This is a genomic window from Kitasatospora sp. NPDC001664 (assembly GCF_053596675.1).
The window spans coordinates 21900-38479 of the sequence record NZ_JBSFGS010000027.1 but is presented as its reverse complement, the minus strand read 5'-3'; the positions used below and the strand labels follow the sequence as shown (position 1 = coordinate 38479).

Annotated in this window: 13 protein-coding genes; 7 read left to right on the top strand and 6 right to left on the bottom strand. The window is 72.4% G+C overall.

Translation table 11 applies throughout. The annotated features are described in order from the left end of the window. Positions 1-45: 45 nt before the first annotated feature. From ACWCYY_RS31205 to xylA, 3 genes are all read right to left on the bottom strand, one after another. Positions 46-1491 carry a non-reducing end alpha-L-arabinofuranosidase family hydrolase gene (locus tag ACWCYY_RS31205; protein ID WP_449797929.1) on the bottom strand — a complete coding sequence of 482 codons (1446 nt, stop codon included), beginning with the start codon at positions 1489-1491 and terminating at the stop codon, positions 46-48. A gap of 107 nt (positions 1492-1598) precedes the next feature. Further along, positions 1599-2573 carry a glycoside hydrolase family 11 protein gene (locus ACWCYY_RS31200; RefSeq protein ID WP_380150144.1) on the bottom strand — a complete coding sequence of 325 codons (975 nt, stop codon included), beginning with the start codon at positions 2571-2573 and terminating at the stop codon, positions 1599-1601. 514 nt (positions 2574-3087) lie between these two features. Then, a complete protein-coding gene (xylA, locus tag ACWCYY_RS31195) occupies positions 3088-4260 on the bottom strand; it encodes a xylose isomerase (RefSeq protein ID WP_345289829.1) in 1173 nt (390 codons plus the stop codon). A 92-nt stretch (positions 4261-4352) separates the two neighbouring features. Between xylA and xylB the strand changes: the two genes are divergently transcribed. From xylB to ACWCYY_RS31180, 3 genes are all read left to right on the top strand, one after another. Beyond that, positions 4353-5783: a xylulokinase gene (xylB, locus tag ACWCYY_RS31190; RefSeq protein ID WP_449797928.1), complete on the top strand. Its 1431-nt coding sequence runs from the start codon at positions 4353-4355 to the stop codon at positions 5781-5783. Between the two features lie 36 nt (positions 5784-5819). Beyond that, positions 5820-7028: an ROK family transcriptional regulator gene (locus ACWCYY_RS31185; protein ID WP_345287962.1), complete on the top strand. Its 1209-nt coding sequence runs from the start codon at positions 5820-5822 to the stop codon at positions 7026-7028. Between the two features lie 80 nt (positions 7029-7108). Then, complete coding sequence (locus tag ACWCYY_RS31180; RefSeq protein ID WP_380150145.1) at positions 7109-7252, top strand: hypothetical protein; 144 nt, start codon at positions 7109-7111, stop codon at positions 7250-7252. Positions 7253-7309: 57 nt separating this feature from the next. Here ACWCYY_RS31180 and ACWCYY_RS31175 read toward each other — a convergent pair whose 3' ends face one another. Together ACWCYY_RS31175 and ACWCYY_RS31170 are read right to left on the bottom strand one after the other, a co-directional pair. Next, entirely contained in the window at positions 7310-7798 is a 489-nt protein-coding gene (locus ACWCYY_RS31175) for a non-reducing end alpha-L-arabinofuranosidase family hydrolase (protein ID WP_449797976.1), read from the bottom strand. Positions 7799-8737: 939 nt separating this feature from the next. Continuing rightward, positions 8738-9496, bottom strand: a complete 759-nt coding sequence (locus tag ACWCYY_RS31170) for an SDR family oxidoreductase (protein ID WP_345287886.1) — start codon at positions 9494-9496, stop codon at positions 8738-8740. Between the two features lie 321 nt (positions 9497-9817). Here ACWCYY_RS31170 and glsA point away from each other — a divergent pair, with 321 nt between their 5' ends. Further along, positions 9818-11140 (top strand): glutaminase A, encoded by a 1323-nt coding sequence (gene glsA / locus ACWCYY_RS31165; RefSeq protein ID WP_449797927.1) that lies wholly within the window; start codon positions 9818-9820, stop codon positions 11138-11140. 54 nt (positions 11141-11194) lie between these two features. Here the strand turns inward: glsA and ACWCYY_RS31160 are convergent, their stop codons facing one another. Further along, positions 11195-12175: a 4-(cytidine 5'-diphospho)-2-C-methyl-D-erythritol kinase gene (locus ACWCYY_RS31160; RefSeq protein WP_449797926.1), complete on the bottom strand. Its 981-nt coding sequence runs from the start codon at positions 12173-12175 to the stop codon at positions 11195-11197. Between the two features lie 390 nt (positions 12176-12565). Here ACWCYY_RS31160 and ACWCYY_RS31155 point away from each other — a divergent pair, with 390 nt between their 5' ends. The 3 genes from ACWCYY_RS31155 to ACWCYY_RS31145 all read left to right on the top strand — a co-directional run bounded on the left by ACWCYY_RS31155 (position 12566) and on the right by ACWCYY_RS31145 (position 16580). Beyond that, complete coding sequence (locus ACWCYY_RS31155; RefSeq protein ID WP_449797925.1) at positions 12566-13975, top strand: family 2B encapsulin nanocompartment shell protein; 1410 nt, start codon at positions 12566-12568, stop codon at positions 13973-13975. A gap of 4 nt (positions 13976-13979) precedes the next feature. Further along, positions 13980-15050, top strand: a complete 1071-nt coding sequence (locus ACWCYY_RS31150) for a terpene synthase family protein (RefSeq protein ID WP_380149551.1) — start codon at positions 13980-13982, stop codon at positions 15048-15050. Positions 15051-15311: 261 nt separating this feature from the next. Then, positions 15312-16580 carry a hypothetical protein gene (locus ACWCYY_RS31145; protein WP_449797924.1) on the top strand — a complete coding sequence of 423 codons (1269 nt, stop codon included), beginning with the start codon at positions 15312-15314 and terminating at the stop codon, positions 16578-16580.

Genomic DNA, 16580 nt, shown 5'->3' with positions numbered 1-16580 from the left:
CCCGGCCGAGGTGTGGCCGGGGTCCCTCGGAGTGGCGCGCGCCGGTCAGCGCTGGAGGGTCAGGACCCCCGGACGCCACGGCAGTTGGTCGTAGGGGCCGCTCGCGTTCGGGGCCTTGCCCTGGTACAGGAGCTGCAGGTTGCAGGGGTCGATGGTCATGGTCTGGTCGGGGTTGCTGCGGACCAGGTCACCGTGGCTGATGTCGTTGGTCCAGCCGGCGCCGCTGTTGGCCTTGCCCGCGAAGGGGCTGCCCTCGGTGGCCGCCTGCGGGGTCCAGGAGCCGTTCAGGCTGGTGGCCGTGAAGGAGCGGAAGTAGCGGCCGCCCGATCCCTGGGCCTCGACGATCATGAGGTACTGGTTCTGGCCCTTGACCTTGTACACCTGCGGGGCCTCGAACAGGTTGGCCGCCGTGTCGCTCATGATCGTGGTGTACGAGGAGCCGAAGCTGCCCGGGAAGTTCCCGATCGGCATGCTCGCCCGGTAGATCTTGCCGTTGTCACCGGCGAAGAACAGGTACATGTTCTGGTCGTCGGCGATCAGCGTCTGGTCGATCGGGCCGGTCCCGGAGCCGGAGATGCTGCCGGTGAACAGCGGCTGCGGCGCGGACCAGCCATTGGGGTTGGTCGGGTCGCTGGAGGTGCGGTAGATGAACGGCCACTGGCCCCACTGGTAGGCCAGCACCCAGATGTTCTTCGGAGCGAAGTAGAACAGGGTGGGCGCCACCGCGGCCTGGCTCATCCCGGTCTGGCCTGCCGACGCCATGTCGGACCAGTTGGTGAAGGGACTGAAGGCCATCGAGCCGTACGTGGACCCGTTCACGTTCGAGGCGTAGACCAGGTGCTTGCCGTTCACCGTCACCGTGGTGAAGTCCTTCACCGCGGCCCAGCCGTTGGCCGGCTGCGCCAGCGCACCCGTCGAGGACCACCGGTACGAGGACGGGAGGGCGCAGGTGCCGCCGGTCGGCGTCGGGGTGGGCGTCGGGGTCGGCGTGCCGGTCAGGCCGGTCCACTTCTGGTTGCCGCCGCCGTTGCAGGTCCAGAGCTGCACCGCCGTGCCGTTGGCCGTGCCGCCGCCGGAGACGTCCAGACAGAGGCCGGACTCGACGCCGACCACGGTGCCGTCGGTGTTCACCCGCCACTGCTGGTTCGCTCCGCCGCTGCAGGCCCAGATCTGCACCCGGGTGCCGGCGGTGGTCGCGTGGTTGGGGACGTCCAGGCACTTGGTGCCGTACACGGTGAGCTGGTTGGTGGACGTCGCCGTCCACTGCTGGTTCGCCCCGCCCGAGCAGTCGTAGATCTGCAGGGCCGCGCCGTCGGCCTGACTGGCGCCCTGGACGTCCAGGCACCGGTTGGAGCCGGTGCCGCGCAGGGGGCCGCTGGTGGCGGCCTGGGCCGGGGCGGCGACGAGCATCGCCGCCAGGGTCGCCACGGCGACGACCGCGGCGGCGAACGCCGCGGACAGCTGTCGGCGGCTGGAACTCCGTGTGTGCATGGGACCTTCTCTGTGGGTGGGGGAGCTGCGATCCGAGTCTGTTAGCGCTAACATTTTCGAGCGCGCAGAGCCGCTGAGCTCGTGACGAGGGAGGGTCGGTGCGGGGGTCAGCTCGTGGTGCAGGAGACCGTCGGCCAGGCGGAGCTGCCGTTCTTCAGGATGGTCATGCCCCAGTTGTCGCCCGCGCCGTTGGGGGTGGCGACGAGGGTCTGGGCGTCGGGGTAGGTGGCGTTGACGTTCCAGGTCGAGCCGACCTTCTCCGGGGAGGGGACCTTCACGGTCACCTTCCAGGCGCTCGATCCGGTGACCGAGACGTTCAGGTTGTAGCGGTCGCCCCACGAATCGCCGGCGGAGAGCGCCGCGGTGCAGCCGCCGCCGGGCGGGTTGCCGCCGGTGGTGCCGAGGGTGATGTTCGAGCTGCCGCTGCTCTGGTAACCCTCGGTGGCCATGATCTCGTAGTTCATGGTGCCGAGTCTCATCCCGGCCCGGGCCCAGGCGTCGAAGTGGTTCCCGACGGTGATGGTCCCGCCGGTCCGCCGGGTCTGACGGACGCTCCAGTACTGGTTGAAGGTCTTGATGCCTTCGATGGAAGGCGCGTTGTAACGCGTCGTCTGGTAGATGTCGTACGTCCCGCCGTCGCTGGTGACGGTGCCCTTGTACGTCCCGGAGGGCCGGTACGAGCCGTAGTTCTCGACGATGTAGTACTCGACCAGCGGGTTGGTGCTCCAGCCGTACAGCGCCAGGTACGCGTTGCCGTTGGTGCTCCAAGTCCCGGAGTACGTCACGGGGTTGCGCGATCCGGTGCGCCAGCCCTTGCCGGCCACGAAGTTGCCGACCTTGCTCCAGGAGGTGCCGTAGTTGCCGCCGCCGTTCAGCGACATCGAGGACGCTCCGACGCCGTCGCTCCAGAACGAGTAGAAGTACCCGCCGTCGGTGCCGGTCCGGTTGGTGGTGACGGTCGCGGCCTCGGCGGTGCCGGGCAGGGCCAGGACGACCGCGAGGGCTGGGGCGAGGACGCGCACCGCGCTGACGGTCCGTCGGGCGCGGCAGGGGGTGCGGCTCTTGGGGTGGGGAGAGTTCACGAGGGTGTTCCGTCCTGCGGGTGGGGTGGGGGTGGGTGCGGCCCCGCGCCACCGACGACCGCATGGGGGTGGGTCGGACGGACGGTGTCGCGCAGCGCCGCACGGAGCCGACGGGTCGTCAACATCGTTGGGGGCGATGCCGATGGGTGGGTGCGACCTTGTCGACGGCGCCAGTGTTGGGCCACGCTCGACGGGCTGTCAACACTTTCGACTGGATCGGCGACAGATTCGCTCGCGCTCGGATCCGGCTTGTCCGGCAAAAACCCTGTTCCGTGGCACGGGTGACGCGGAAGACGGCGACTCGATCGTCAGATGACCTACTGCGCCCCGAACTTGAGCGAAATGATGGAGCTCATTGGGCGAAAGTTTCGGCGACTCGGCTCGGATGGAGCGGTGCTCGCTCCCCGGCCGGCACGGGTCAGGTGGACGTCCTGATCCGGGGCTGAAGTGGTCGGGTGAAGAGCCCGTCCGGAGAGCCGGGCCGCGCCGTCGCTGCGGCCCGGCTCCCCGGTGCTCAGCGGGCGCCGAGGAGGTGTTCGAGGGCGAGCTGGTCGAGCTGTTCGAAGGCCATGCCCCGGGAGGCCGCGGCGTCCATGTCGAAGTCCTCGAAGGCCGAGCGGTCCGCCAGCAGGCCGGCCAGGCCGTCTTCGGCGGTGGGGAGGGCGAGTTCGAGGAGGCGGGAAGCGGCGAGGGCGGCCTGCACCTCGGGGTCGGAGCGGAAGGCGCGGGAACGCTCGGCCAGCAGAAGGTAGTTGCGCATGCAGGCGGCCGCCGAGGCCCAGACGCCGTCGAAGTCCTCGGTGCGGGGCGGCTTGAAGTCGAAGTGCTTCGGGCCGTCGTAGCCGGCGTTCTCCAACAGGTCGACCAGCCAGAAGGCCTGCCGCAGGTCACCCGCGCCGAAGCGGAAGTCTTGGTCGTACTTGATGCCGGACTGGCCGTTCAGGTCGATGTGGAACAGCTTCCCGTGCCACAGCGCCTGGGCGATGCCGTGCGGGAAGTTCAGCCCGGCCATCTGCTCGTGGCCGACCTCCGGATTGAGGCCGACCCGGTCCGGGCGCTCCAACTCGTTGATGAAGGCCAGGGCGTGACCGACCGTCGGCAGCAGGATGTCGCCGCGCGGCTCGTTCGGCTTGGGCTCGATCGCGAAGCGCAGGTCGTAGCCCTGCACCTCAACGTACTCACCCAGCAGGTCGAAGGCCTCCTTCAGCCGGTCCAACGCCACCCGCACGTCCTTGGCCGCGCCCGACTCGGTGCCCTCCCGGCCGCCCCAGGCGACGTAGGTGGTGGCGCCGAGCTCGGCCGCGAGGTCGATGTTGCGGATCGTCTTGCGCAGCGCGTAGCGGCGCACGTCGCGGTCGTTGGCGGTGAACGCGCCGTCCTTGAAGACCGGGTGGGTGAAGAGGTTGGTGGTGGCCATCGGCACCTTCAGCCCGGTGGCATCCAGGGCAGCGCGGAAGCGCTTGACGGTCTGCTCGCGCTCGGCCTCGCCAGCGCCGAACGGGATCAGGTCGTCGTCGTGGAAGGTAACGCCGTGTGCGCCGAGGGCGGCCAGCCGCTGGACGGTCTCGACCGGGTCGAGCGCGGGCCGGGTGGCGTCGCCGAACGGGTCGCGCCCCTGCCAGCCGACGGTCCACAGACCGAAGGTGAAGCGGTGCGCGGGGGTGGGGACGAGCGGGTCGATGGACATCAAAGGGCTCCGGATCGGTGCGAGGGGTGTTTGTTATGGCTCTCAACAAATTAGTATGTCGCAACGCCAGAAGGAACCCCCCGGAGGAACGCATGGCTCAGCAGCGCGTCGTGATCGGCGTGGACAGCTCGACGCAGTCCACCAAGGCCCTCGCCGTCGACATCGACACGGGCACCGTGGTCGGAGAGGGCCGGGCCGGACACACCGTCAGCTCGGGAACCGGCCGCGAGAGCGACCCCGAGCAGTGGTGGCGGGCACTCGGCGAGGCCGCCGCCGCCACCGGCTGGGCCGACCGCGCGGCCGCCGTCTCGATCGCCGGCCAGCAGCACGGACTGGTCACCCTCGACGCGGCCGGGGCGCCGGTCCGTCCGGCGCTGCTCTGGAACGACGTCCGCTCCGCACCCCAGGCGGCCGAGCTGCGGGACGGGTTCGGCCCCGAGGAGCTCGCCCGCCGGACCGGCAGTGTCCCGACCGCCGCCTTCACCGCCGCCAAGTGGGCGTGGCTGCGCGCCAACGAGCCCGCCGCCGCCGACCGGGCCGCCGCCGTCCGCCTGCCGCACGACTACCTGACGGAGCGTCTGACCGGCGAGGCCGTCACCGACCGCGGCGACGCCTCCGGCACCGGCTGGTGGGGGCCGGACGACTACGACAAGGACCTGCTGGCCCGGATCGGCCTCGACCCGGGCCAGCTGCCGCAGGTCCTCCCGCCGGGCGCCCGGGTGGGCGTGGTCCGCCCCGGGACGCCGCTGCGCGAAGGCGCGTTGGTGGCCACCGGCACCGGCGACAACATGGCCGCGGCCCTCGGCCTGGGCCTGGAGCCGGGCCGCCCGGTGCTCAGTCTCGGCACCTCCGGCACCGTCTACGCCGTCGGCCGGAACAGGCCCGCCGACCCCACCGGTACCGTCGCGGGCTTCGCCGACGCCCTCGGCGCCTGGCTGCCGCTGGCCTGCACCCTCAACTGCACCCTGGCCGTCGACCGGATCGCGGCCCTGATGGGCCGCGGCCGGGAGGATGTCGAGGACGGGGGCACCGCCGTCGTCCTGCCCTACCTGGACGGTGAGCGCACCCCGGACCTCCCGGCCGCCTCCGGCCTGGTCCACGGCCTGCGCCACGACACCACGCCGGGGCAGCTGCTCCAGGCCGCCTACGACGGCGCGGCCCACGCCCTGCTGACCGCGCTCGACTCCGTGCTGCGCGCGGGCGGTAACGACCCGTCGGGCGAGGAGCCGCTGCTGCTGATCGGCGGCGGCGCCCGGGGCCGGGCCTGGCAGCGGACCGTGCTGCGGCTCTCCGGCCGGGCGGTCCTGGTCCCCGAGGCCCAGGAGCTGGTGGCCCTCGGCGCCGCCGCCCAGGCCGCCGCGCTGCTCACCGGCGAACCGGCCGACGCGGTCGCCCGCCGCTGGCGCACGGCGGAGGGACCGCTGATCGAACCGGTGGCGCAGGACCACGACGCCCTGGCTCGGATCGGGGATACCCTGCGTCGGGCCGGGGCCTTGCAGGGTGCCCCGGCCGGGGACCGGTAGGAAGGGCGGCACGTGGCAGCGGTCGGCAGGACGGGCATGGGCGCGGAGAACGGGCCGGCCTGGCAACAGGACATGCGGCGGCAGAACCTCGCGGTGGTCCTCGGCACGGTCGCCGCGCACACCCCGCTCTCCCGCGCCGACGTGGCCGGGCGGGTCGGGCTGACCAGGGCGGCCGTCTCCTCGCTGGTCGACGAGCTGATCGCCCGCGGCACGCTGACCGAGGGCGTGGCCACCGCCAGCGGACGGGTCGGGCGGCCCGGCCGGGCACTGGCGCTGAACGGCGAGGGCCCGGCCGGCCTCGGCCTGGAGATCGGGGTCGCCCACCTCGGCGCCTGCGTGGTGGACCTGCGCGGCGAGCCCCGGGTCTGGTGCCGGACCGAGCGGCCCAACGCGGGGCTGCCGGCCGGGGAGGTCCTGGCGCGGGCCGCCGCGTTGGCCGCCGAGGCGGAGGCCGAGGCGGCCGCCCTCGGACTGCGGGTCGAGGGCCGGGTGCTGGCCGTTCCCGGTGTGGTCCCGAACGAGCCCGACGGCCTGGTCGAGCGCGCGCCCAACCTCGGCTGGCACACCGTCAGGATCGCAGACCACTGGCCCGACCCGGACACCGTGCCCGAGCCGGAGAACGAGGCCAACCTCGGTGCGCTGGCCGAGTACTGGAGCGCGGAGGAGAGCGCCGAGACCTTCGTGCACGTCTCCGCCGAGGCCGGGATCGGCGCCGCCTTGGTCCTCGACGGCCGCCTGTTCCGCGGGGCCCGGGGCTTCGCCGGAGAGCTCGGCCACGTGCCGGTCCACCCGGACGGCCCCGGCTGCGTCTGCGGCTCCCGGGGCTGCCTGGAGCAGTACGCGGGCGAGGCGGCGGTCCTGCGGGAGGCGGGCCTCGCGCCCACCGACCTCGCGGGGGCCGACCGGGGCGACCCGGTGGTCCTGCTGGCCGAGCGGGCCAGGGCCGGCCATCCGCCGACCGTACGGGCGCTGGAGCGCGCGGGCCGGGCCCTCGGCCTGGCCCTGGCGTCCGCCGTCGAACTCATCGACCCGGACGGCCTGGTACTCGGCGGCACCTATGCGGAGCTCGCCGAGTGGCTGCTGCCGGCCGTCCGCGCCGAGCTGGCCGACCGGGTCACCGTGCGCCCGTGGGAGCCGGAGGCGCTGCGGCCCTCCGCCCTCGGGCGGCGCGGGCCGCTGCTGGGCGCGGCGCTGACCACGGTGCACCGGATCATGGCGGACCCCACCCTGCTGTCCGCCGACTGACCCCCCGGTGTGGCAGGGCTGCCACTCGCGCTGTTGCATCGGATGAATGTGCGGTGACGGCGGCGCGGGACGGTGCCGTCGTGCTCCACCTGCCGGAGGGCGCGGACCGTACGGTCCTGACCGACCCGGCCGGCGAGGTGATCGCCCGCGCCTGTGACGTCCGCCGGGAGTTCGCGTTCCCGCTCCGGGCCGGCGGCCGGTACCGGCTCTCGTTCGAGGGGTGACGCCGCGCGGGGCCGGCCGTCCTCGGACGACCGGCCCCGCGGGGTGCTGACGGGCGATCAGCAGGTGCTGTTGGTCTGGGTCAGCAGGCCCATCCGGTAGGGGAGCTTGATGTAGTCACCGGAGGCGCTCGGGTCGAGGCCCTGGTAGACGTACTGCAGCTTGCAGGGGTTGATCGGCAGGGTTTGGTCGTTGCCCGAGCGGACCAGCTCGCCGTGGCTGAAGTCCTGGGTCCAGGCGGTGCCGGAGAAGGTGACGTTGTTCCGGCCGGCGAACGGCTCGCCCTCGGTGGCGGCCAGCGGGGTCCAGGTGCCGGTGAGGCTCGGGGCTGTCCAGGAGCGGAAGTAGCGGCGGCCGGTGCTGCCGATCGCCTCGACCACCATCAGGTACTCGTCCTTGCCCTGGACCTTGTAGACGTTGGACGCCTCGAACAGGTTGTTGGGGGCGTCCGACATGATCATCTGGGTGTTGCCGAAGCCGTTCGGGAAGTTCGCCAGGGTGGTCTGGGCCCGGTACATGTGGCCGTTGTCGTCGCCGCTGTTGGCGATGCTCCTTCAGATCGCGCCCTTGCCCGAGGTCAACCCGATCGTCCGCACTGTCCGCCGGCGTGTCGAAGAGCTGGACTGACCGAATCCGCAAGTGACTGTCGTCGTCATGGCCTGGGGCCGAGGCCGTGGGCGTTCGGGCTCACCCGCCGGTCAACGTGCCTCTGCGCATTGCGGGTTCGTGCATCGTCCAGGGGTCCACGATTCCAACCGTCGGCCGTCCGCGTCGGTGACGGTGCCGGCGTGGTCGGGCTCGACGGCTGAGTTGCACCGGGGGCACGTCATGTCTTTCGGCTTCCTCGTGCCAGTGCGGCGCTCGGCCATGTCATGTCTCCTTGCTGGGCCCAGGGCATGCCTGAGTCGGTGGAACGGGTGCGAGCTCCCAAGGTGCACCTAGGAGTAGACGATGGCAGAGCTCGGGTGGCGCATCGGTGCGGCGCCAGGCTCCTTCCGTTGAATCCGGTGCGCTGTTGAATCGGATTTCGGGGTGGAGCAGGGGTGAGGTCTGCTCGGTGACGTAGCGGAGCTTGCCGAGGCCGCGGATGTCGGGCTCGCCTCGTCGGGAGATGGCGGGCAGAATCCGACGGCGGGTCAGCTCCAGGGGGACATGCTGATTGTCGCAGTCGGCGGGCCAGGCCGTAGGTGACCGCGCCGAGCATCGCTCCGCCCAGGGCGAAGGCGACCGCCGCACCGGCAATGGCCGACAGCTCCACCGAGAAGGTGGAGCCGAGGACGTCGTGCGCCGGAGTCGCTGTCTGAGGACCGGGGCCGGGGTCGCGGGGCAAGTCCGAGAACACCGGGGGTGGGGACCCCGGCCACGAGGAGACCTCCGGGCGGCGGGCGTCGGTTCCACCGTGGCGGGACGCCCACGGCCGTGTCGCCGGCAGTGCGGTGGCCGCTCCGGGACGGTCCGGAGCGGCCACCTGGCGAAGGCCGCCGCGGTCAGCGGGTGGTGTACCCACCGTTCGCGAACAGGGTCTGTCCGGTGATCCACCCGCCCTCGGTGGCGAGGAAGGTGACGATGGGGACGATGTCCTCGATCTTCGTGAGTTCGTTGCCGAGGGCCTGGGACTTGTGGAAGGCGACCCGCTCGGGAGTCTCCTGTCCGTAGAAGAACGGGGTGTCCATCGGCCCGGGCGCGATGTTGTTCACCGAGATCCCTCGTGCCGCGAACTCCTTCGCGGCCGCCCTGGTGAAGTGCTCCACCGGTGCCTTGAGCCCGGCGTAGGTGGAGTACCCGTCGGTGAAGGCGGCCAGTAGGGAGGTGACGATGGTGATCAGCCTGCCGCCGTCGTTGAGCTGTCGGCCGGCCTCGCGGATGAAGAAGTAGGCCGCCTTGGCGTTGACGTCCGACATCCGGTCGTACTCCGCCTCGGTGGTGTCCACAATCGGCTTGCGCAGGACCATGCCGGCGGTGTTCACCGCTACGTCGATCCCGCCGAACCTCTCCTTCACCACGGCGAACACCCGCTCCACCTCGGCCACGTCGGACAGGTCGGCCTGCACCGCGAGGGCTTCACCCCCGGCCCGCTCCACTGCCTCGACGGTGGCCTCCGCGTCGGCCTTGGCCGCGTCCGAGTGGAAGTGCACTCCCACCTTCGCCCCGTCGGCCCCCACCGTCCGGCTGATCAGTCCGCCGAGGTTCTTCGCGCCCGCGCCGACCAGGACGACCTTGCCGGCAAGGCTCTTGTTGTCGCTCATGATGCTCGTTCCTCCGCTGTCGGGTGTCGGGGAGTGCCCCCGGACGCCTGCGGTGTTGATCGTCACATATGGGCTGGATTGTCCGGAATGTCCATGCGCGGATCGGCTCCGGAAACAGGACCAAGGTCCCGCCGGACCCCCGCCGAACTGCGGGCCCGGCGGGCCCGTCCGGCCTCCGGCCCCCGCCGGTCGGCGGGGTGGTCACCCGTCCGCCCCGTTCCGGCGGTGACGGGTGGCCGGCGCTGCCTACGGTCGGAGGGCACGCCCGGCGCACCCGGGGAGTGGAGCGACGGCGAGAGGCAGGGCCCTGCGGTGGATCCGGTGACCGAGTCCCTCGGTGAACTCCTGGGGCGGTTGAGCGCCCTGAAGGGCGGCGAGGTCGCCTCCTACATCCCGCAGCTGGCCAAGGCGGACCCGGACGACTTCGGGATCGCGATCACCAGCATGGCCGGCCGTCGCTACAAGGTGGGGAAGGCCGACACGCCCTTCACCATCCAGTCGGTCTCCAAGCCCTTCGTCTACGCGCTGGCGCTCTCCGACCTGGGCCCGGAGGAGATGCTCCGGCGGGTCGGTGCCGAGCCCAGCGGCGAGGCGTTCAACGCGATCAGCCTGGAGCCGCACACCGGGCGGCCGGCCAACCCGATGGTCAACGCCGGCGCGATCGCCACCACCGCCCTGGTGCGGGCGGCCGACCCCGGAGCCCGGTCGGCCCGGATCCTGGACCGGCTGTCGGCGTTCGCGGGCCGCCGCCTGGACCACGACGAGGAGGTGTACGCCTCCGAGTCCGCCAGCGGTGACCGCAACCGCGCGCTCGCCTACCTGATGCGGGCGGCCGGATCACTGGTGGACGACCCGTACGCGGTGACCGACACCTACTTCCGCCAGTGCGCCGTCCGGGTCACCGCGGCCGACCTCGCGGTGATGGCCGCGACGCTGGCCACCGGGGGGCTCAACCCCGTCACCGGCGAACGGGTCGTCAGCCAGCTGGTGGCGACCCGGACGCTGGCCGTGATGGCCACCTGCGGAATGTACGACGGTGCCGGGGAGTGGCTGTTGAACGTCGGGCTGCCGGCCAAGAGCGGTGTGGCGGGCGGGCTGATCGCGTGCAGCCCGGGCCGCTTCGGCGTCGCCGTCTACAGTCCGCCGCTGGACGCGGAGGGCAACTCCGTCCGGGGCGTGGCGGCGCTGACCGAGATGTCCTCGCGGTACGCGCTGCACCTCATGCACGTCCCGGTGCACATGACCGCCACCGTGACCGACACGGTGCGCGCGGCGCGCTCCGGCCGTGAACACGATCCCGCGCGGACCGCCGTCCTGGACGCGCGGCCCATCGTGGTGATCGGCGCCCAGGGAGACCTGGAGTTCACCGAGACCGAGCAACTGCTGGCAGCGGTGGAGCGGGCCGCCGAGGCCGCTCCCGGCGCGATCGTGCTCGACCTCACGGCGGTCACCGCCGTCGGGGCGGGCCCCGCGACCATGGTCGAGGGGACCTTGAAGGACCTCGAACGACGCGGTCTGCGGGTCGCCGTCGCCGTCCAGCAACCGTTCCTGGACCAGGTCGACGGCCATCCCGGCCGATGGACGGCCACGCGCGACGAGGCGGTGGCCTGGTGCGAGGACCGGCTCCTGGAGGACGCGGGCTGACGGTGCGTCGGCAGTGCGGGTGCGGGACGCGGAGAGCGGGAGGCGGCCGGTGGTTCAGGACGGTGCACCACAACCGATGTGACGACCCGTCAACCGATCGGCCCTGCAGGCCGCCCCGCAGGAGGCCGGTTCCGTGGTGATTGCGTAGGCGGGCCCGCTGGCCACGGACGTGCGCAGGCCGGAGGCCCTCAGCCGGGCCGCGACGGCCAGTGCCTCCCCGGCCCCGGGTGCCAGGAAGACGCAGGTCGAACCGGCTCCGCACACCAGCGCCGCCAGTGCCCCGGCCTCCAGGCCGGTGTCCAGGGTCCGCCGTAGCAGGGGGAGGAGGGAGAGGGCGGCCGGCTGCAGGTCGTTGGTGAGGCGACGGGCCAGTGCCTTGACGTCGCCCCGCTGCAGGGCGGCGAGCAGCCTGTCGTCGGCACGGTCCGGACTCCCCTCGGAGCCGCGTGGTGGCCGGACCTTCCCGGCTGCCCGGAGCTCGTCCCAGCGGCGGAACACCTCGGGGGAGCGGAGCGGGCGGTCCGCCGGAGCCAGCACCCAGTGGGTGTCCGTGCCCACCGCGACCGGCACCAGCCGGTCTCCCCGGCCGGTGGCCAGCGCCGCGCCGCCGTGCAGTCCGAACGGCACCTCGGTGCCCAGGGTGCGGGCCAGCCGGGTCAGGACGGAGGGCAGGGTCGCGGTGCCCCACAGGAGGTCGCAGGCGAGCAGGGCGGCGGCGCCGACGGTGCCGGCACCGGGACCACCGCCGACGGGCGCGTCCCCGCTCAGGTGGAGGTGGACGTCCGGTCGGAGGTCGTGGTGGTGCGCCAGGGTGCGGGCGGCCCGGAGGGCGAGGGCGCCGCCCTCCGGGCGCAACCGGTGCGCGTACCGGTCCGAGGCGGTGACCCGGAGCCCGGAGTGGGCCGCCGCCGTGACGGTCTGGTGGACGCTGACGGCCAGCAGGACGGTCGTCAGCGGACGGGCGCCGTCCTCGCCGGGGAGCCCGACGGACAGCTGCAGGTTGATCTTCACTGGCACCCGGGCGGTGACGGCCATGGCATCGACTCTTCTCGGCAGGGGCACTGGGCAGGGTGGACCGGGGGCGGCGGCGCGCCGTTCGGGGCGCGCGCTGCCGCCGGCGCGCGCAGGTGCACCGGCTCGGCCACCGGACACCAACGATCCATCGACGCCCGAGCCGCGCCATCCGCCGGGAGGACGGGTGGTGTTTCATCAGCCGTCCACGTTGAACGCACCACTGGGACGCCTGTTCGATGCCGGGGGGCGCGGGACGCCGTTCAACGGCCGACGTCATTTCAACGTGCGTGCGCCCCGGCGCCGTACCGGTGTGCCTGCGCACGGTGCAGCGTTGTCCCTGCAGCTTTCCCCGGTCGGGAAGGCCCTGACACCCTCACCACCCCGACACTCCGCGCGAGGAGCAGAGGCACCATGACGGAAGAGGCCGTGCCCACCATCGACGAGACGCCGCTCTCCCTCAGCGCGGAGGCGGCGAAGCTGCTGGCGAGCACCAGTAAGACGCCGCCCCAGATGCAGTCCATCACCAGCAGGTGGCTGATGCGCACCCTGCCGTGGGTGGACATCCCCGGCGGGACCTACCGGGTGAACCGCCGTGCCACCGTGCTGCCCGGCCGTGGCCGGGTCGGCTTCGACCAGCGGGGCAACGACGTGCGGATCATCCCCTCCACCCTCGCCGAACTCCCCGCCCTCAAGGGCTACACGGACCTCGGCGTCCTCGGGAAGCTCGCCGCGCTGTTCACCCCCCTCCAGGTCACCCAGGGGCAGGTCCTCGTCGAGGAGGGCGACCCGGTCACCAAGGTGTTCATCGTCGCCCACGGCCGCATCGAACGCGTCGTGGCGAGCAAGTACGGCCCCCCGTCCTACCTGCCGGTGGTCACCGACGGGGACCAGATCGGCGACGAGGCCGTCGGAGTGGCGGACCCCAGGTGGTCGGCCACGCTGCGCTGCGCCACGTCCGGAACGGTGATGCAGCTGGACTGGGCCACCTTCACCGCGCTCCACGACACCGCCCCGAGCCTCCAGGAGCACCTCGCCGAGTTCGTCCGCAAGCGCGCCCAGAAGGCCAACCGCAAGGGCGAGGCCGCCATCGAGATGTCCGCGGGCCACTGGGGCGAGGCGAGGATCCCCGGCACCTACGTGCAGTACGACCTCTCGCCCCGTGAGTACGAACTCTCGGCCACCGAGACGGTCCTGCGCATCCACAAGCGCGTGCGCGACCTGTACTCCCACCCGATGAACCAGCTCGAACAGCAGTTGCGGCTGACCGTGGAGGAGATCCGCGAGACCCAGGAGTTCGAGCTGGTGAACAACCCGGACTTCGGCCTGCTCGCGCAGACCGCCTACGAGCAGCGGATCTCCACCCGCTCCGGGCCCCCGACCCCCAGCGACATGGACGAGCTGCTCACCCGTCAGCGCTCCACGGACGCCTTCTACGCCCACCCGCAGGCGATCGCCGCGTTCCTGCACGAGTGCAACAAACGCGGCGTGACCATCGGCGAGCACTACCCCGAGGGCCGCACGAAGCCGCTTCCGGCCTGGCGCGGGGTGCCGATCTACCCGTTGTCGAAGATCCCCGTCACCGACCGGTCCACCACCACCATCATCAGCATGCGCCACGGCGAGGAGACCCAGGGCACCGTCGGCCTGCACCACGTCGGACTGCCCGACGAGTACGACCCGGGCCTGAACGTCACCTTCATGGGCGTCAGCGAGAAGGCGATCCTGTCCTACCTGGTCTCGGCCTACCACTCGCTCGCGATCCTCACCCCCGACGGGGCGTCCCTGCTGGAGAACGTCCAGCTCGGCGCGCAGGGGGACTGACCCGATGACACCCCTGCCCAGCGGCCCGACCGGGGTCGGCACCGGTGTCCTGCGCATCACCGGCAACACCCGCCTGGACCGCCCGCGAGAGATCCCGGTGCGCCCGATCCCCGGCCTGCGGTACCGGCCTGCCCTCGAACCCGACGCCGAACTGGTCGCGGACATCGAGGCCCGCACCCGCGCGTGGGCCCGCGGCCTCGACCTGTACCCGCCGGAGTGGGAGGCCGACGCCGACGGCTTCGCCACCGCGTACGCGACCTGTCTCTACCACCCCGACCACGCGTCCCGCGACCACCTGCTGGCCGCGTCCCGGATGCTGTTCGCCGAGAACGTGGTCGACGACTGCTACTGCGAGGACCGCGGCGGATCACCGCGCGGGCTCGGTGCCCGCCTGTTGATCGCCCAGTCCGCGGTCGACCACCTGCACGCCACCCGGGAGTACGAGGAGCAGTGGAAGGCCGGCATGGCCGCCGACGCGCCGCTGCGCTCCTACCACTCCGCGATGGAGTACGTCGTCGCCCTGGGGACCGCCGCCCAGGCCGACCGCCTCCGCAACGACCTCGGCCGCCTGCACGCGGGCTACCTGTGCGAGGCGGCCTGGTGCATCGACGAGATCACCCCGCCGGTGTGGCAGTACCTGGCCATGCGGCAGTTCAACAACTTCCGCCCCTGCCTGACCCTCACCGACCTGGTCGCCGGGTACGAACTGCCGGCCGAGCTCCAGACCACCGCCGCCGTGCAGCGGGCGACGGCCCTGGCGTGCAACGTCGCCACGATCTGCAACGACCTCTACTCCTTCACCAAGGAGTTCCGCGGCTCCCACTGGCACATCAACCTGCCCGTGGTGATCGCCCGGTCCGAGCAACTCCCGGCCCGGGCCGCCTACATGAAGGCCATTCAGATCCACAACGAGATGATGGACGGCTTCGAGACCGAGGCCGCGACCCTCACCGCCACCTGGCCCGACCCCCGGCTAGCCCGGTACCTGACCGGGCTCTCCTCCTGGGTGGCCGGTAACCACCACTGGCACGCCACGAACAGGTACCGGTACACGCTGCCCGACTACTGGTCGTGAACAGGTGTTCCGGGCGAGTGCGTGCGTTCCCCGTTTTCGCCCTTCTTCCCGCCCGCTGCGGCGGTGTCCGCCGTCGGACGTTAGCGGAGCGCCGTCCTGCGGGTACCGGGAACGAGGGGCCCTCGAGAAACTCTCGCGACCGATGAAAGCGATCAGGGGATGACCGGTGCTCGTCGTGCCAATCAGCAGTTGAGGGCGCTCATGCTGGAAGCCCGCTGGAGCGGGCAGGATCTGGCGAGAGCGGTGAACCGGGCGGGGGCCGTGGAGCGCCTCGAGCTGCGCTACGACCGCACCACGGTGGCGCACTGGTTGAGCGGCTCCAGGCCGACCGAGCCGGTCCCGAGGCTGGTCGCCGAGGTGCTCTCCCGGAGCCTCGGCCGGGAGGTCAGCGTCGAGGACACCGGCCTCGGCCGTCCGGTGGTCCGTCCGGCCGCCCCGGACGGTGACCCGTACGAGCTCATGGTCGCGCTGGCGGCCCTCGGCGGTCGGCGCCGGCCGGACCGGCTCCCCGTCTACTCGCTCGCCCGCAAGCGGCTCCCGGCCTTCCCCCAGCAGGCACCGCACGGCCGGTCCGCCGTACCGCCGGCCCGCATCGGCACCCCGCACCTCCAGCTCGCGCAGAGCCTCCTGGAGGTGGTGGCCAGCCGCGACGAGGCGATGGGCCCGGAGCAGGGTCGCGGGATGCTGACGGACTTCCTCGGCACGGTGGCCGCGGACTGGCTCCGGGCGTCGGCCCCGCCCGCGCTGCGCTGGAGGCTGCTGAGTTGCACGTCCCGCCTCAGCTACCTCGCGGGATTCTCCTGCTTCGACGCGCAGCACCACGGTCTGGCGCAGTCCTACTACCGGACGGCGGCCCTCCTGGCGGCCGAGGCGGCCGACAACGACTCCTACGCGATAGCACTGCGCGGCATGAGCGTGCAGGCCCACTACCTGGGCCACCGCAGGTACGCGCGGGAGCTCGCCGAGCTGGCCGCGACCCACGGGCACGCCCTGCCGGCCGGACAGGCGGCCTTCGTCCGCGGCCAGCAGGCCGTGACGGCGGCCGCCTGCGGCGAGCGGAAGAAGGCCTTCGCGTACCTGACCGAGGCGCAACGCCTCCTGGATCGGGCGCTGACCCCGAGCAGCGGCGTGGGCGGCTACGACTGGGCCGGGTACGCCCACCAGGAGGCCGAGGTGCTGGCCGGTCTGGGCGATGTACAAGGAGCCATCCGTTCCCTGACCCGCTCGGGGCGGGAGCGCTCCGCCACGGAGCGGATGGCCCGGGCCGTGGTCAACGCCCGCCTCGCCGAGCTGCTGCTGTCACGCGGCAGCCTGGACCGGGCAACCGAGGTGTGGCACAGCGTGCTCGACGACTACCCCCTGGTGGGCTCGGGCAGGCTGACCGCGAGCGTCACCCGGATGCGCGGCCGGCTGGCGCTCCAGCACCGGGGCGCCGCCGTCCAAGCCCTGCTGAACCGGGCGGCCGCCCTCCAGGGCGCGGTTCCGGCCCGCCGCAAGCCGGTAGACGAGCCGGAACGTGCCGCGCCCTGA

What these genes read in the sequence shown, in the direction of transcription:
- ACWCYY_RS31150 (WP_380149551.1), top strand. Translation starts at nt 13,980, where the DNA reads ATGACACCCCTGCCCAGCGGCCCGACCGGGGTCGGCACCGGTGTCCTG.
- ACWCYY_RS31155 (WP_449797925.1), top strand. Translation starts at nt 12,566, where the DNA reads ATGACGGAAGAGGCCGTGCCCACCATCGACGAGACGCCGCTCTCCCTC.
- ACWCYY_RS31185 (WP_345287962.1), top strand. Translation starts at nt 5,820, where the DNA reads ATGGGCGCGGAGAACGGGCCGGCCTGGCAACAGGACATGCGGCGGCAG.
- ACWCYY_RS31160 (WP_449797926.1), bottom strand. Translation starts at nt 12,175, where the DNA reads ATGGCCGTCACCGCCCGGGTGCCAGTGAAGATCAACCTGCAGCTGTCC.
- xylA (WP_345289829.1), bottom strand. Translation starts at nt 4,260, where the DNA reads ATGTCCATCGACCCGCTCGTCCCCACCCCCGCGCACCGCTTCACCTTC.
- ACWCYY_RS31170 (WP_345287886.1), bottom strand. Translation starts at nt 9,496, where the DNA reads ATGAGCGACAACAAGAGCCTTGCCGGCAAGGTCGTCCTGGTCGGCGCG.
- ACWCYY_RS31205 (WP_449797929.1), bottom strand. Translation starts at nt 1,491, where the DNA reads ATGCACACACGGAGTTCCAGCCGCCGACAGCTGTCCGCGGCGTTCGCC.
- xylB (WP_449797928.1), top strand. Translation starts at nt 4,353, where the DNA reads ATGGCTCAGCAGCGCGTCGTGATCGGCGTGGACAGCTCGACGCAGTCC.